At 63.3% G+C, this 14,661-nt stretch carries 18 protein-coding genes; 9 read left to right on the top strand and 9 right to left on the bottom strand.

Features of this window, described 5'->3' with window-relative positions; all coding sequences use genetic code 11:
* Positions 1-64 precede the first annotated feature (64 nt).
* On the top strand, positions 65-586 hold the full coding sequence (locus NKF26_RS11355) for a VOC family protein (RefSeq protein WP_253234332.1): 522 nt from the start codon (positions 65-67) through the stop codon (positions 584-586).
* Here the strand turns inward: NKF26_RS11355 and NKF26_RS11350 are convergent.
* From NKF26_RS11350 to NKF26_RS11335, 4 genes are all read right to left on the bottom strand, one after another.
* A complete protein-coding gene (locus NKF26_RS11350) occupies positions 495-1,325 on the bottom strand; it encodes a heme-copper oxidase subunit III (RefSeq protein WP_253228055.1) in 831 nt (276 codons plus the stop codon). The two genes, NKF26_RS11355 and NKF26_RS11350, sit on opposite strands and share 92 nt — an antisense overlap.
* Before the next feature lie 54 nt (positions 1,326-1,379).
* Positions 1,380-2,051: a TIGR00266 family protein gene (locus NKF26_RS11345; protein WP_253228056.1), complete on the bottom strand. Its 672-nt coding sequence runs from the start codon at positions 2,049-2,051 to the stop codon at positions 1,380-1,382.
* 61 nt (positions 2,052-2,112) lie between these two features.
* Positions 2,113-2,892 carry a pantoate kinase gene (locus NKF26_RS11340; protein ID WP_253228057.1) on the bottom strand — a complete coding sequence of 260 codons (780 nt, stop codon included), beginning with the start codon at positions 2,890-2,892 and terminating at the stop codon, positions 2,113-2,115.
* An 83-nt stretch (positions 2,893-2,975) separates the two neighbouring features.
* The gene (locus tag NKF26_RS11335) at positions 2,976-3,317 is read right to left on the bottom strand and encodes a hypothetical protein (RefSeq protein ID WP_253228058.1); all 342 of its coding nucleotides are present in this window, start codon (positions 3,315-3,317) and stop codon (positions 2,976-2,978) included.
* 100 nt (positions 3,318-3,417) lie between these two features.
* On the opposite strand from NKF26_RS11335, the gene NKF26_RS11330 reads away from it, so the two are divergent.
* From NKF26_RS11330 to NKF26_RS11320, 3 genes are all read left to right on the top strand, one after another.
* Entirely contained in the window at positions 3,418-4,290 is an 873-nt protein-coding gene (locus tag NKF26_RS11330; RefSeq protein WP_253228059.1) for a winged helix-turn-helix domain-containing protein, read from the top strand.
* Positions 4,291-4,326: 36 nt separating this feature from the next.
* Entirely contained in the window at positions 4,327-4,641 is a 315-nt protein-coding gene (locus NKF26_RS11325; protein ID WP_253228060.1) for a hypothetical protein, read from the top strand.
* A 302-nt stretch (positions 4,642-4,943) separates the two neighbouring features.
* Positions 4,944-5,297, top strand: a complete 354-nt coding sequence (locus tag NKF26_RS11320; protein ID WP_253228061.1) for a spore germination protein GerW family protein — start codon at positions 4,944-4,946, stop codon at positions 5,295-5,297.
* Between the two features lie 10 nt (positions 5,298-5,307).
* Here the strand turns inward: NKF26_RS11320 and cruF are convergent, their stop codons facing one another.
* From cruF to NKF26_RS11305, 3 genes are read right to left on the bottom strand one after another with little or no spacing between them, the layout of a single operon-like run.
* Complete coding sequence (cruF, locus tag NKF26_RS11315; protein WP_253228124.1) at positions 5,308-6,138, bottom strand: bisanhydrobacterioruberin hydratase; 831 nt, start codon at positions 6,136-6,138, stop codon at positions 5,308-5,310.
* A 19-nt stretch (positions 6,139-6,157) separates the two neighbouring features.
* Positions 6,158-6,985 (bottom strand): prenyltransferase, encoded by an 828-nt coding sequence (locus tag NKF26_RS11310; RefSeq protein WP_253228125.1) that lies wholly within the window; start codon positions 6,983-6,985, stop codon positions 6,158-6,160.
* Between the two features lie 34 nt (positions 6,986-7,019).
* The gene (locus tag NKF26_RS11305; protein ID WP_253228062.1) at positions 7,020-8,507 is read right to left on the bottom strand and encodes an NAD(P)/FAD-dependent oxidoreductase; all 1,488 of its coding nucleotides are present in this window, start codon (positions 8,505-8,507) and stop codon (positions 7,020-7,022) included.
* 375 nt (positions 8,508-8,882) lie between these two features.
* On the opposite strand from NKF26_RS11305, the gene NKF26_RS11300 reads away from it, so the two are divergent.
* Complete coding sequence (locus tag NKF26_RS11300; protein ID WP_253228063.1) at positions 8,883-9,191, top strand: hypothetical protein; 309 nt, start codon at positions 8,883-8,885, stop codon at positions 9,189-9,191.
* A 65-nt stretch (positions 9,192-9,256) separates the two neighbouring features.
* Here NKF26_RS11300 and NKF26_RS11295 read toward each other — a convergent pair whose 3' ends face one another.
* Positions 9,257-10,525 (bottom strand): ATP-binding cassette domain-containing protein, encoded by a 1,269-nt coding sequence (locus NKF26_RS11295; RefSeq protein WP_253234331.1) that lies wholly within the window; start codon positions 10,523-10,525, stop codon positions 9,257-9,259.
* The gene (gene btuC, locus NKF26_RS11290) at positions 10,522-11,631 is read right to left on the bottom strand and encodes a vitamin B12 ABC transporter permease BtuC (protein ID WP_253228065.1); all 1,110 of its coding nucleotides are present in this window, start codon (positions 11,629-11,631) and stop codon (positions 10,522-10,524) included. Before btuC ends, NKF26_RS11295 begins: the two co-directional genes overlap by 4 nt.
* 62 nt (positions 11,632-11,693) lie before the next feature.
* On the opposite strand from btuC, the gene NKF26_RS11285 reads away from it, so the two are divergent.
* The 4 genes from NKF26_RS11285 (at position 11,694) to NKF26_RS11270 (ending at position 14,622) form a co-directional block, all read left to right on the top strand.
* On the top strand, positions 11,694-12,788 hold the full coding sequence (locus NKF26_RS11285) for a PGF-CTERM-anchored ABC transporter substrate-binding protein (protein WP_253234330.1): 1,095 nt from the start codon (positions 11,694-11,696) through the stop codon (positions 12,786-12,788).
* A gap of 215 nt (positions 12,789-13,003) precedes the next feature.
* Positions 13,004-13,285: a signal recognition particle subunit SRP19 gene (gene srp19 / locus NKF26_RS11280; RefSeq protein ID WP_066142943.1), complete on the top strand. Its 282-nt coding sequence runs from the start codon at positions 13,004-13,006 to the stop codon at positions 13,283-13,285.
* Positions 13,285-13,512, top strand: coding sequence for an H/ACA ribonucleoprotein complex subunit GAR1 (locus NKF26_RS11275; RefSeq protein ID WP_253228067.1), 228 nt, complete (start codon positions 13,285-13,287; stop codon positions 13,510-13,512). Before srp19 ends, NKF26_RS11275 begins: the two co-directional genes overlap by 1 nt.
* A 78-nt stretch (positions 13,513-13,590) precedes the next feature.
* Positions 13,591-14,622: a presenilin family intramembrane aspartyl protease PSH gene (locus NKF26_RS11270; RefSeq protein ID WP_253228068.1), complete on the top strand. Its 1,032-nt coding sequence runs from the start codon at positions 13,591-13,593 to the stop codon at positions 14,620-14,622.
* Positions 14,623-14,661: the final 39 nt, after the last annotated feature.

The following is a 14,661-nucleotide window of genomic DNA, read 5'->3' as shown; positions in this document are numbered from 1 at the left end:
CATATGCGTACAGCGTGGGGTCGCGTATATCGTGTTCGCCGTCGTCATCTCTGCGGGGGAAACCATGCCACAGCAATCGACCGGCCACGTCTCGCGGATTACCCACTTCGCGCTGATCGTCGAGGATCAGGAGGAAGCGCTCGACTTCTACACCGAAACGCTCGGCTTCGAGAAGAAAGAGGACAGCGAGATGGGCGAGGACAGATGGCTCACCGTCGCTCCCGCCGGACGGGACGGTGTGCACGTCATCCTCCGTTCCCCGGCGTGGTTCGGCGGGAAGGACGCCGACAGGTTCTCGCATCTCGTCGGGCACAACCCGATGATAGGGTTGGCGGTGGACGACTGTCACGCGACGTACGACGACCTGCGTGAGCGAGGCGTCGAGTTCGTCTCCGAACCCCAGGAACGGGAGTACGGCGTCGAGGTCATCGCGCTCGACCCGGAGGGCAACGAACTCCTGTTCGTCGAACCGGGGGGGGACGGCGTAACTCCTCTCATCCGGAAATGCTCGAACCGAAGTACAGCACGACGACGAGCAAAATCCAGACGGCGTCCACGAAGTGCCAGTACATCGAGACGGTGCTGACCGAGGAGTCCCTGTCGGGGCCGTACTGGCCACGTATCGCTCTCACGAAGACGATGCACAGCAGAATCACGCCGAGCGAGACGTGCAGACCGTGCAGGCCGGTCAAACCGAAGAACGCGCTCCCGAACATCCCGGAGGTCAACGTGAATCCCTCGTGGGAGATGAAGTCGTAATACTCGTAGGCCTGTCCGGCGACGAAGCCCGCACCGAGGAGGACGGTAACGCCGAGGAGGGTCAGAAACCGCTTTCGTTTCCCCTTCCCCAACGCGATATGCGAGAAGTGGAGCGTGAAACTGCTCAGAACGAGGGCGGCCGTGTTGACGAGCAACAACGAACTCAACACGTCGGGGAGTTCCGTCGGCGGCCACGGTTTTACCCGGATGAAGAAATAGTAGGTGAACACCGCGCCGAACGTCGCGATGTCGGTCAGCAAAAACGTCACCATCGTCGCCTCGTAGGTGTACTTCGTCTTGCTCACGCGCCCCTGCCAGTAGTCGTGTATGTAGGCCTGATTGAGCCACCCGCCGAGTCCGACGACGAGCACGGCCAATCCCCCGATAGCGATCACCCATCCGGCGAGTTCGGGGAACACGTCCGTGACGTGACCGAGTATCGTGAGCGCCGCGCCGAGATACATCGTTCCCGCCCCGATGGCACCGATGATGGGCCATCGACTCCCCTCGTGGTGCGCCGAACCGTCGGTTCCCGACGACTCGCCGTGTGCCACTGACTCGGACATAACCGGTAGAGACACACCACGGAGTGACAAAAATTCGACGGCAATCGGGATCGGTCAGTTCCCGTTCGACATCGACTGCATGAACACGAGCGGGTCGCGGGTCTGGAGCCACGCCGTCCCCTCCCCGGAGAAGTGTGTCACGCGCCCCTCGCCGCCGAGGATCGAGGATTTGATCCCGCCGTCCGTTTTGCGCGTGAGGTTCAACCCGTCCGTCCACGCGATGAGGTGATCCTCGTCCACGACGAGCGGATCGTCGTCGGTGATATCGACCTCGTACAGCGATCCGTACGAGGAGAGGAATGCGATGCCGTCACCCTTCAGGGCGAGGACTGTCAGTTCGCCCGACGAGAAGAAGTTCCCGGCCTCGTTGACCGCAGTTTCGTGTTCGACCTCCGGCGTCCACGCGACCGGTGCGCCCGATTGGGCCTTGATGCGCCCGGTCTCCCGAAGATCGATCGGGATGATGTCGCCCGGCATATCGGGCGCGAGCGTGACGTGTGCACCGTCGACCGACGCCGTGAACGTGTTCGAGACCATCTCCCGTTCGTCGCTGATGGCCCGGGAGAGCATGCCCGAGATGCCGTCACCGCCCGCGATTTGGGCGTCCGCCTTCATGCTCTCACTCCGACTCACCATCGCACCCGTCTTCGCCTCGATGTGCTCGTCCGCGTCGAGCGTCACGGTGAGGATCGCGTTGCTCGGTCCGTTGGTAATTTCGTACTCCATACGGAAAAATGAGGGTATCACAGTATATGAATCTACTTGCCTGAGCGGTTGTGCCGCCGTTTTATAGCAATCCAGCACCGGTGAACGAAATCTCTGTTCGGTTCGGAAGCACGTCCTCGACGCCGACGGCGAAGACCGTTTCGCCGAGCATGGCCATGCTCGCCGCGCCGCCTGTTTCCTCCACGTCGGCCACGGTGCGTCGAACCCGTTCGGTCGGCAGTCCGATTTCCCGTGCGAACGCCCAGGAATCCCGCGTCAGGCGTTCGAGCGACGGTTCGCCGGGAAGCAAATCGAGGGTTCGCCCGCCGACGGTTTCGATTTTCGTCATGATGTCGGCGTCGTCGAGCGTCTCGCTGGTCGCCACCCCGCCGAACGAGACGTACTCGATGGCGTTCGTCGGTTCCCACCGTCGCCGTCCCGTGCCGTCGTCCATCATCAAGCCCCCGGCGGATTGGATGAACACGTCCCCAAGTCCGGTTCCAGCGTTCACCTCCGCGACGTGTGCGGCCTGTACGAGGTCCTCGCGCGAGCGCCCGAGGTCGAACGTTTCGTTCGCGGACAGCGCCGTTGCGAGCGTGGCCGCACCGCTCGCTCCGAAGCCACAACCGATGGGAATCGCCGATTCGAGTTCGACGCGCGCCGTCACGGCCAACCCGTCGAGGACTCCGGCGACCGGTTCGAAGTCGGTCCGCTCGCCGTCCAGCAATATCTCGGTTCGGTCGGCCTCCCGAACGTCGGCCACGATTCCGTCCTCGATAGCCATGCTCGCGCCTTTCGATCCGTCGCCCGATTCGGCCGGTGCGAACACCGCCGTCACGCTTCCCGGAGCGAACGCTCTCATACTCGTATGGATGTAAAAGTAGGCCTTGAATCCCCCGTCACCGGAACCTCGTATTAGCAGGTGTATAAATCGAGCGCGGGCGTTCACATCGCCCCGTCGTCGAATTCGAGCGTCACGTCGAGTAGGTCCGACAGAATCTCCGGAAATTCGACGACTTTGACCCGTTCTTCGTCCTCGTGGAGGTGGACGATTCCGGCGGCGACGAGTCGAGGGATGTCGGTGTGGTGCAGTTCGGTGTAGATGTGGACGTGTTCCTGCCCGGAGAGCGGTTCGTCCTGTTCAGCATCCATCCACCCCGCCACGCTGTCCGCGAGGCGCGTAACGGTCGTCCGGTCGTGCCGTCGGAGATGATACAATGCGTACCGCCGACGCGGTTCCGCGAGAATCTGAAGCAGTGCGCGTAACGAGTGTTCGTCGCCGTCCATGCCTTCGCTTACCGGATGGTGTATTTTTAGGGTGGATTAATAAGATACCGGATTCACCTGTGTCGTGCAAAGTTATAGTCTCCCCTTGGAATGATAGGGTATGGTCGACTTCCTGCCCTCCACCGTCGATTCCGTCGCGGACGAGGACCGCGACCCGCGGGTCGTCGGCGTCGACAGCGAAGATGCGGACGCGTTAGTTGCCGCCCTCTCCTCACAAACCGGCCGGGACATCCTCGCCACCCTCTACGAGGAACCGGCGACCCCGGCCACCATCGCCGAACGCGTCGATACCTCCCTTCAAAACGCCCAGTACCACCTCGGCAAACTGGAGGACGGAAACCTCGTCGAAGTCGCGGACACGGCCTACTCCGAGAAGGGTCGGGAGATGAAGGTGTACGCCCCGACGGCCGAACCGCTCGTCCTCTTCGCCGGGAACGAATCGGACACGGGAGGGCTACAGTCCGCCCTCAAGAACCTGCTCGGCGGAATCGGCGTCCTCGGACTGGCGAGCCTCGTCGTTCAGCGACTCGCCGACGGCAAACCGCTTCTCGGAACGTTGACCCTGAGCTCCGGAGGCAGTGACAGCACTTCGGGGGGAAACGCCGACAACGGTGCCGATAGCGCGGCGACGACGCACGCCAACAACGCGGGCGGTAGCGCACCCGATACGACGCACGCGAGCGGGACGCACGCGAGCACGACCGCCCATAACGCGGGCGGAGCGGCTGACAACGCGACGTCCACCCTGAGTAAAACGGTGGATCACACGACGACGGCAGTGCATCACGCGACCACGACGGCTTCGGATCAACTGACGTCCACGATGCAGTCGAGTACGACGAGCACAACGCGGACGGTCGCCGAAAGCGCGGCGAGCGCCGGAATCCCCCCGGGGCTGCTCTTTTTCGCCGGAGGAGCGTTGATTCTCGTTCTCGGCTTCGCCGTCTGGTATCGCCGGACGTACCGACGCTGAACGCTAAGAGCCTCCGTACCGTCTTCTTGGGTTGTCATGCTCGACCGGGCGACCCTCGGCACCGTCGGGACGGTTTGTACCGTACTGGGAGCGGCGCTCCTCGTCGTCTCGTTTCCGGTCGTTATCGTCGGGATTTCCGACGTCGTCTCGCAGACACGGACGGTGACCGCCGCACTCGCCGTGCTCGTGCGGACCGCCCCGAGCGACACGGCCCTTCACGGGCCGCGATCACGGCTCTCGTTCGGTTTGCTCGGGGTCGGCGTCGGGTGCTGGTTGCTCGGTGCCGGACTGCTCGCCCAGGGGCGTATCGAGCGGTTGGAAAAGCGGGACGGGAGAAACGGCGGAGCGTGACGAGTGAAGCGTCCATGAAGTGAAAGGGATCGAAAAGGGGGTGGGGTGTGACAATTGGTGGGTGTGGCGCGAGGTTCCGAAGAACCTCGTGAACGTCGAACACCGTCACACGGCGAGTCGTTGGCGACGACAAGGGGCAACGGTGCAACCGCAGGTATGGTGCTGTCCGATGGGTGATGGCAGGATTTGTCACGTCAACGTTGGGTGCGCCACGGATCGTGAGAGACACTGCTCGCAAAAAAGCGTCGCTAAGTGGTCTATATAGCGGAAAATAGCCGCGGTTCGGCGCGCAGGCTGTCAGTATGCAAAACCATTTGACCCTCCCGTCGGTTGCGAACGACATGGACGCGTTCGAGCGACTGGAGGCATTTCTCCAGCAACTCCGTCGGAACGTCGGCGTCGAAACCGTGTACGGCACTCCGATTCGTCTCAAGAATCGGACTATTATTCCGATCGCCAAGGTCGGCTACGGGTTCGGTGGTTTCGGCGGCGGGGGAAGCAGTCGAATGGGTGGCGGCGCGACGGCGAAACCGGTCGGCGCGCTCGAAATCACGCCGGACGGTACGCGGTTCGTCCGGTTTTCCGAATCCCGGCGAACGCTGATGGCGATCGGCGTCGGCCTCGTCCTCGGTGTACTCCTCGGACGCGGGAACTGATTTTTCCGGCTCAGCGGGACGGGGTGACCGAACGGAGGACGGCGAAGTCGAAGCGGTCGATCCGTCGAAGGCCGACGAACAACAGGACGGCGACCCCGACGGGGAGCCAGTGGACGAAGTAGGCGTTCATCGCCCCCCAGAGGATGACGAAACTCACCATGTCGTCCAGCATGAACTCACAGGAGTCGAGACGGTCACGGAGCGCCCGCCAGTCGAAACCGAGTTCGACCAATCCGACCGCGATAGCACCGCTGACGACCCAACCGAAGTAGTTCGAGAGCGGGACGCCGTAGTAGATGCCGCCACCGGGGTACGTCCAGAACCGGAGCGCGACGGCCGCCGGGTCCAACACGAGGTCGATGACGACGACGACGGCGAGCGAGGCCGCAAAGCGGGCGAACCGCGAGTCCGCGCGCGGACCGAGCAGGAGGAGACAGAGCAGGTAGCTGTTCAACACGAGCGGGAAGAAGAAGACGGGAAGCCCCGCCGGAACCGTCCCGAACAGCATCGGACCGAGTTCGAGGACGTAGTGGAACTGCCCGTACGGGAACCCCGTCGTCACGCCGACGAACTCGATGAGGTAGGTGTACGCCGTCAGCAGCAGCAGTGCGATACCCGCCCGTCTGTCGATGAGCGGCAACAGTCCGGCGACGAGCGGCGAGCGCATGACGACCGTGCCGAAGATGATGAGGAACGGGTTCCGTGCGAGCCACGCCGGAACCCACGGCTCGGTGCCCACGATGAACATCACGGCCCCGATGAGCGGAAAGACGACGGCGATGGTGAACCGGTTCTCGCGGACGAGCGCTGAAATCCGTGTTTCGATTTCCCGCCTGTCCATCTCCCGCCAATCGGTTCCGCTATCCATGCAGCACACCCCACAGGCCGCCCATCGTCAACACGGCCCCGACGACTGTGTTGATGGCCGGATACCACCAGTAGGCCCGTGAAATGGTCACGTCGCGGGCGACCCACACGACGACGAGGAGGGGGTAGGCCAGCAGGAGCACGCCCGCTCGTACGTCGAGGAGCGCGAAAAGCCCCGCCGCGGCCAGCCAGCAGGCCGCACAGTACGCCAGCGTTCTCGACTCGCCGAGGATGGTTGCAGTGGTTCGAATCCCGGCCCGTCGGTCGGGTTCGATGTCGGGAATCGCCGAGAACGTGTGCATGCCCATCGCCCAGAGCCACCCGCCGAGGACGGCGAGGAACGGCGGCTGACTCCCGGACAGCGTGGCGTAGGCCATCGCGCCGGGAAGGACGTACAACCCGTTGGAAATTGAATCGAGGATCGGCGTCGTCTTGAACCGTAGCGGCGGTGCGGAGTACTCCGCGCCGAGGACGAGAAACCCGAGCAGCCACGGCCACGCGGCGGGCGGCGTGACGAGGAGGAACCCGAGGCCAAGGAGGGCACAGACCGCGACCGCGACCGGAACCGTCCGGTCGCCCCGATACCGCGTTTCCCGCTCGTCCTTCTTCGGGTTCTCCTCGTCGATGTCCGCGTCGAACACGTCGTTGATTCCGTAGAGGAAGACGTTCGCAGGGAGGAGGAAATAGACGAAGAGGGCGAGCGAAACCGGCGAGAGCAGATCACCGAGCGATGACGCGCCGTAGGCGAGGCCCACCAGTACCGGCCCGGCGAGGTAGAGCCAGAATCGCGGCCGCGACAGTTTCAGTAGGGAGCGGATCATCGGTCGATAGTCGAGCATCGGTTGATAGTCGAAATTAGTAATCCTCGATCATGGCGTCTGCGGTGTGCTGGCCGCCGATGAGACACATCGGAACGCCGATGCCGGGGTTCGTGTACGACCCGGTGAAGTAGAGGCCGTCAATCTTCGAGGAGCGGTGGCGGGGGCGCATCGGCCCGGTCTGCATGAGCGTGTGGGCGAGTCCCAGCGCCGTCCCCTTCGTGCTGTTGTAGCGGTCGGCGAACTCCGAGACGGAGAACGACTTCTCGAAGACGATGCGGTCCTGGAGCGAGACGCCGGTGTTCGTCTCGATGTCGGAGAGGACTTTCTCGCGGAAGTTCTCGCGGATGGCCGGGCCGTCCGGCAGTCCGGGTGCGATGGGGACGAGCGCGAACAGGTTGCTGTGCCCCTCGGGTGCGACGGAGTCGTCCGTCTTGCTCGGCACGCAGAGGTAGTAGGCCGGGTCGGCGGGCCACGCCGGTTCCTCGAAGATTTCGTCGAAATGTGAATTCCAGTCCTCGGGGAGGACGAGGGTGTGATGGGCGAGCGGTTCGACGTCCCCCTCGACGCCGAGATACAACAGGAACGCCGAGGGCGCGTACGTTCTCGATTCCCAGTAATCCGCGTCGTACTGGCGGGATTCCGGCGGCAGGAGTTCCTGTTCGGTGTGGGCGTAGTCGGCGTCGCTGACCACCAAGTCGGCCGCGATTCGAGAATCGCCGCTGTGGACGAAGAAGTCGCCCTCGTTGCCCGTGATGTCCGTCACCTCGTGGTCGGTTTCGAACTCGACGCCCAGTTCCTCCGCGAGTTCGACGATGCCGTCCACGACGTCGCCGATGCCGTTTTCGGGGTAGTAGACGCCGAGGTTGAAATCGACGTGGCTCATCAGGTTGTAAATCGAGGGCGTGTTGTTCGGCGACCCGCCCAAGAAGACGAGCGTGTACTGCATGATCTGCTGGAGTCGCGGGTTCTCGAAGTAGCCCTCGACGTGTTCCTGCATCGACCCGAGGAGGTTCAAACCGCGCGCGTTCCTCGCCACGTCCATCGAGACGTAATCCCGAAACCGGGAGCGGTCGGTGTAGACGAAGTGTTCCATCCCGACGTCGTAGCTCTCCTCGGACTTATCGAGGTAGCGCTGGAGGGCCTCGCCCGCCCCGTCCTCGTACGATTCGAACAGCTCCTTGTTTCGCTCCAAATCGGGAACGATGTCGATGGAGTCGGTGGTTTCGTCGTCGGTTTTGAAGAAGATACGATAATGCGGGTCGAGTTGCTGGAGTCGGTAGTAGTCGCTCGGCGTTCGGTCGAAGTGGCCGAAGAATCGCTCGAACACGTCGGGCATCAGATACCACGACGGCCCCATGTCGAACCGGAAGCCGTCCGCTTCGAGCCTGCTGGCACGGCCGCCGAGCTGTTCGTTCTTCTCGAGAACCGTCACGTCCGCGCCAGCGTCGGCGAGATAGCACGCGGTCGAGAGGCCGCCGAAGCCGCTGCCGACGACGACCACCGAGCAGTCAGCGAGATTCATACAGGACCTGGGGTTGGAAGACTGATAAAAACAACCCCCCGACTGTTGGGTTTCATCACCGTATAAGGTCGGTTGTTCGGGGGTTTAGCTGGCGTATAACAAAGGTACGGGGTGTACTACAAGTAAGTGCGCCCAACTCCTGACTCGGGCGCGTCAGTGTGTCAGTGTGAGCGCGCGTATGTCGGCGGTGCCAGAGGCTCTGGCGGAAGGATGGCTTCCTTCCAAAGTGTCACCAAACCTCTCACGTAAGTTCTCATACCGAGATACCGTAGACCCCCACACTGCACCACCCCTCCCTTGCTTTCATCTCTCTTCATATCGTTCGATAGACTTATACTCCAGTATCACACCGTGAGTACCAACAGGGTCGAACGAATGGAGTTAGACGCATTCTTTCTGTTGTTGGGTGTCGCCGTCCTCTCGTTTCTCCTCGTCGTCTCTCTGTACGTCGTCTGGTCACGGGTCGTCGGTCTCGACCCGACGTTAGTCCGGGAGTTCGCCTCCTTCACCGGCATCAAACGGTTTTTCACGGCGTTGGTGTCCGGCGCACTGCTCGGAACCGCCGTCGTCGTCGCGCCGTCCGTCCCGGTCGGTATCGCGGCCATCGTCATGCTCGCGGCGAGCGTCTTCGCCGGTCTCATGCTGTTCGAGTTGCTGCAGAAACGACGGACGAACGGGATGTAGCGCGGTCGTGAGCTGACAAGAATAGGTACTGGTACCCTCTCGACAAAATCCGAATCGGCTATCGTTCAGATCACCCTGGAGACGGTGGAGAGGAGGTCGTCGGGGGCAACGACCGCGCCCCGCTCGCAGAGGGATCGATACTGCACCGCCGCGTCGCTTCCGGCGTAGTTCCGCTCCGCGAACGGTCGTTCTTCCACGACGACGACCGAGTCGGCTTCCGCGACCGCCTCCAGATTCGCCAGGTTTCCCGCTCCGATTTCCACGTCGGCGAGGACGGTCACGTCGGCCTCGCGGATTCGTCGCTCGACGGCTTCCCGCGCTTCCGTTCCTATCGGCGCGAAGGGGTCTTCGGTGACGACGTCGAGTCCGAGAAGCCGGGCGGTTTCGAGGTCCGAATCCCCCTCGTTCAGCACGCCGACGGACACCTCGTACCCCGCCGCGGAAAGCAGGTAGAGCAGTCGGGAGACGGTTCCACCGCCGCCAACGACGTGTATCCGACCACCCGTTTCCCCCGTTCCCCCGTTTTGCGCGGGTCGGTCGGGGAGCGCGGTGACGTACGTCGAACCGGTGACCGGATGGCTGGAAACGACCGCACGGGCGTCGAACGCCTCGCGTAGCGTCTCCTCGGCCAGCACTTCCGTCGGCGGTCCGGACGCGAGCACCGATCCACCCGCGAGCAACAGGAGTTCGTCGCAGTAGTGGGCCGCGAGGTTCAGGTCGTGAATCGCGGCGACGACGGTTTTCCCGTCCGCGACGAGTTCGCGGACGAGTTCGAAGGTTCGGACTTGGTGATTGATGTCGAGGCTGGCCGTCGGTTCGTCCAGCAGGAGGACGGGCGTGTCCTGTGCGAGCGCCCGCGCGAGCAGGACGCGCTGGCGCTCGCCGCCGCTGATTTCGGTGATCGAACGGTCGGCGAATTCCGAAACCTCGGTTCGGGCCATCGAACGCTCGACGAGGTCGGTTCCTGTTGCGGCGCTCGTGTCATCGTTCGCCCCGTCGCCGAGTTCGCTGCCGAACCGCGAGCGATACGGGTTTCGGCCCATCGCGACCACGTCTCGCACCGAGAAATCGAACGATAACGTGGTGTCCTGTGGAACCGTCGCCACGCGACGACTGGCGGCCTTCGAGGAGAGGTCGTCGATTGCGTCGTCCAAAACGACCACGCGGCCGGAATCCGGCGTGAGAACGCCGTTCATCGCGCGGAGAAGGGTCGTCTTGCCCGCGCCGTTCGGCCCGACGAGGCCGACGAACTGCCCGTCCTCGATGGTCGCGTTGACACCGCTGAGGATTTCGTTGTCGCCGAGCGTTATCGCCACGTCCTCGATTCGGATCACAGCGAGCGCACCTCGCGTTTCCGCAGGAGATAGAGGAAGAAGGGCGCGCCGAGGAAGGCGGTGACGATGCCGACCGGGAGTTCGGCCGCGCCGACGGCGGACCGGGCCACGGTGTCCGTCGCAACCAGAAAGACCGCACCGGCGAGCGCGCTGGTCGGGAGCAGGATTCGGTGGTCCGGACCGACCAACAGGCGCATGATGTGCGGGACGACGAGGCCGACGAAGCCGATGACGCCCGAAACCGCGACGGCGGCGGCGGTGACGACGCTGGAGACGGTCAACAGGAGTCGCTTGGTTCGTTCGACTTCGACGCCGAGGTTGTGAGCGTCCTCCTCGCCGAGCAGGAGGACGTTGAGGTCGGGGGCGAAAAAGAGCAGGACGACGAAGCCGAGAACCGTGACGGGAAGCGCGATTCCGAATTTCGTCCACGACGCGTTGTTGAGGTGGCCCATCAACCAGAACACCGCCTCGCGTAGGCTCCGCCCGCTCTGGAGCAGGAGGTAGGAGACGACCGCGCCGAGGAGCGTTTGGATCGCGACGCCAGCGAGCAGGAGGGTTGCGACGGGTGTTCTGCCGTTCTGGGTCGCCAGCAGGTAGACGGCGAACGCCGCGAGAATCGCGCCGACGAACGAACAGACGGGGAGCGCGAACGGGATCGAAATCGAGAGCGCGATGGTCGCCACCGCGCCGACGGCCGCGCCCGAAGAGACGCCGATGATGGAGGGGTCCGCCATCGGATTCCGGAAGAAGCCCTGCATCACGACGCCCGCGGTGGCGAGGGCGAATCCGACCACGGCGGCGAGAGCGATTCGCGGCATCCGGAGTCGCATGACGATGATCGTGGCGGTTTCCGGGACGGCGAAGGAGAAGAGGTGGCTGTACTGCAGATCGAAGGAGGGGAACGTGATGACGAGTCCGCCGGGAACGGTGAGCGCCCCGCTCACAAACCGGATTCCGGTCGGGACGGCCAGCGCGTTGAGCAGCGCCTTTCCGACGACGAGCGGCGAGAGCGACGTCGGGCCGATGGCCGCGCTCACCAACACGACGGCGACCAGCGCCGCTACCAACCCCACACACCACGTCGTCACTCGCGTCCCGTATCGCATCTATCTGAAAGTGAAATTGCTTTAGGTAAATATTTATTGAATACGGCCGACGTGCCGACTACATGAGACACCGACTGTTATCGGCGCTGTTGCTCGTTACTGTCGTCGTCAGCTCCCTCGGGGCTGGCGTCGGTGCGGGCGTCGCGGGCGCTGCTGACGCACAGACCACCTGCAAGTTCCCGGTCACGAAAACCGACGCGACGGGAGCGAAAGTGACGATAAACGAAGAGCCGAAGCGGATCGTCACGCTCTCGCCGAGCGCGGCCCAGACGATGTGGAAGATCGGCGGCAAGGACAAGGTCGTCGGCGTGTCGAAGTACTCGGCGTACCTCAACGGCGCGAGCGAGAAGACGAACGTTTCGGGTGCCGGGATGACCGCCGTCGTCCCGGAGAAGGTCGTTTCGCTGAATCCCGATCTCGTCCTCGCCCCGAACGTCATCTCCGACGAGACGGTCAAAAAGCTCCGGAACGCCGGACTGACCGTCTACAAGTTCCGCGAGGCCAAATCCATCGACGACATCTACGCCAAGACGAACCTCACCGGCCAGCTCACGGGCGAGTGCGGCGGTGCGGAGAAGACCGTCTCGTGGATGAAAGACCGAATCGAGACCGTCCATCAGGCCGTCGAGGGTGAGGACAGTCCCTCAGTCATGTACGTGATGAGCGGCGGGTACACCGCCGGGAACGGCACGTTCATGGACACCATCATCACGCAGGCTGGTGGGACGAACGTCGCCGCGGAGGCCGGAATCTCCGGCTACCAGCCCATCAGTAACGAGGTCGTCGTCAAGCAGAAACCCCAGTGGTTCATCGTCTCGACGGGCGCGAAGGTTCCGGACGCCTACAGCAGCACCCCCGCCGCGAAGAAGAACCAGACCGTCTCGCTGAACCCCAACTACGTCAGCCAGCCCGCCCCGCAGATCGTCAAACCGATAGCCAAACTGGCAAAGACGCTCCACCCGAAGGCCTATCAGAAGGCCAACGTCACGACGACGACCGAGAAGACGAAGACGTCGACCGCCTCGGATTCGAGGACAACCACGACCACCGCCGGTTCGTCCACCAGCACGAGCGAATCGGGTGGCCAACCCGGATTCGGCATTCCGATTGCGGTCGTGGCACTAGGACTCATTGGACTGTTGACGCGGCGGTTCTGAACGGATTTTTCGTTTTTCGCAGTTACCGTTTTGCATAGACGTGTTTGGCAGTTTTACAGAGGGTGCAAGTACTGGGATGGAGTAGCGTGTATCACAGGTAAGCTAGTTCTACCGATTTCATACTGATTGCAACTAAAAACCACTCCCCCTCCACGAACCCCTCCTCGTCGGCGTGACACGAAAAGGAGTTTAACGCCGGACTGTGGAGTGACGGTATGGTCGAAATAGTCATCTGGCCCGCCTACATCGACGCGGGGTTGACTCGCGGACAAGGGCGACGGGTACCGGAAGGGATGGCCGTCGAGGAACCGACGGTGGACGAAATCGCACGGGCGGTACAGCAAGTCGGCTACGACACGGTGATCGAACGCGACAAGGCGTACTCCCGCGAGGGATGGGAGGAACGCGGACGCGTGCTGGTACAGAACGCGGATGATTCCGCGAAGAACGACGTCGTACAGGCCGTCGCCGCATACGTCACGGCCATGCGCGAGTGATGCAGCGACTCGGACAGGTCGTCCGGACGGCCCAAGGACTGGCCATCGTTCGCTCGCCGAGCGAGGAGTACCCGGACATCGGAACGATGGTGGTGGACGAAGGACTGACGACGGTCGGACGGGTCGTGGACGTGTTCGGGCCGGTGTCCCAGCCCTACGTCGCGGTGTCACCGGACGACGAGACGCCGCTTCCGACGCTCGTCGGGGCGAAACTCTACGCCCGGTAAGGTTCCGTTCGGTTCTGAAACCCCTAATCGATCCGACGAACCCAAAACCACAAAGAGGGGTCACTTCTATCTCCCGACATGGACAATCGAACGCGGGAGTTCTTCGCGTCCGGGTTGACCGTCGCCATCTTTCTGGCGGTGCAGCTCGGCGCGCTGGCGCTGGTGAAGCCGTTCAAGACGGCGGGCTACCAGACGGTCAGCGACCCGTCGGACCCGACGAACAGCCTCGTCTACATCGGCGTCATCCTCGTCTTCACGGCGGGAATGCTCGTCGTCATCAAACTCGGCGTGCAGTGGATCCTCCGCGCGGTCATCATCCTCACCAGCGGGATGATTTCGCTGTACGTGTTCAGCGTCGTGATTCCGGCGGTCGTCACGGTGACGGTCGCCGATTCGCAAGTCAACGTGCTCGCGTGGGTCTTCGCCGCGCTCGTTTCACTCGCGCTGGCGGTGTATCCGGAATGGTACGTCATCGACGCCGCGGGCGTCCTGATGGGTGCCGGGTCGGCGGGGCTGTTCGGTATCAGCTTCGGTTTGCTCCCCGCGATCCTCCTGCTCGCCGTGCTGGCCGTCTACGACGCCATCAGCGTCTACGGCACGGAACACATGCTCACGCTCGCCTCCGGCGTGATGGACCTGAAGATACCCGTCATCCTCGTGATTCCGCTGTCGCTCTCCTATTCGTTCCTCGAAGACACCGTGCAGGCGACGAGCGAAGGCGCGGTCAGCGAGAACGACGACGAACTGGTCGGCGATGGGGACGGCGAGTTCGACGATCCCGAGAGCCTCGGCGACGCGGTCGGTGATGAAAGGGAACCGAATCGAGACGCCTTCTTCATCGGCCTCGGCGACGCCGTCATGCCGACCGTGATGGTCGCCAGCGCGGCCTTCTTCTCCCCGGCGAACGCGCTCCTCTCCGGAATCGCGCTCAACCTGCCCGCGCTGACCGCGATGATCGGAACGATAGCCGGACTACTCGTCCTGCTGTGGATGGTGATGAAGGGCCGAGCACACGCCGGACTGCCGCTCCTAAACGGCGGCGCGATCGGCGGCTACCTCGTCGGCGCGCTGGCGAGCGGCATTCCGCTGATGAAAGCGCTCGGATTGTAACACGACCGTTCTCGAACCTCTCAGGGTTTCGTACCGACG

Origin of the sequence: Haladaptatus sp. AB618 (genome assembly GCF_024136965.1) — an archaeon.
Lineage (GTDB): Archaea > Halobacteriota > Halobacteria > Halobacteriales > Haladaptataceae > Haladaptatus.
This window is presented reverse-complemented; position numbering and strand designations above follow the sequence as displayed.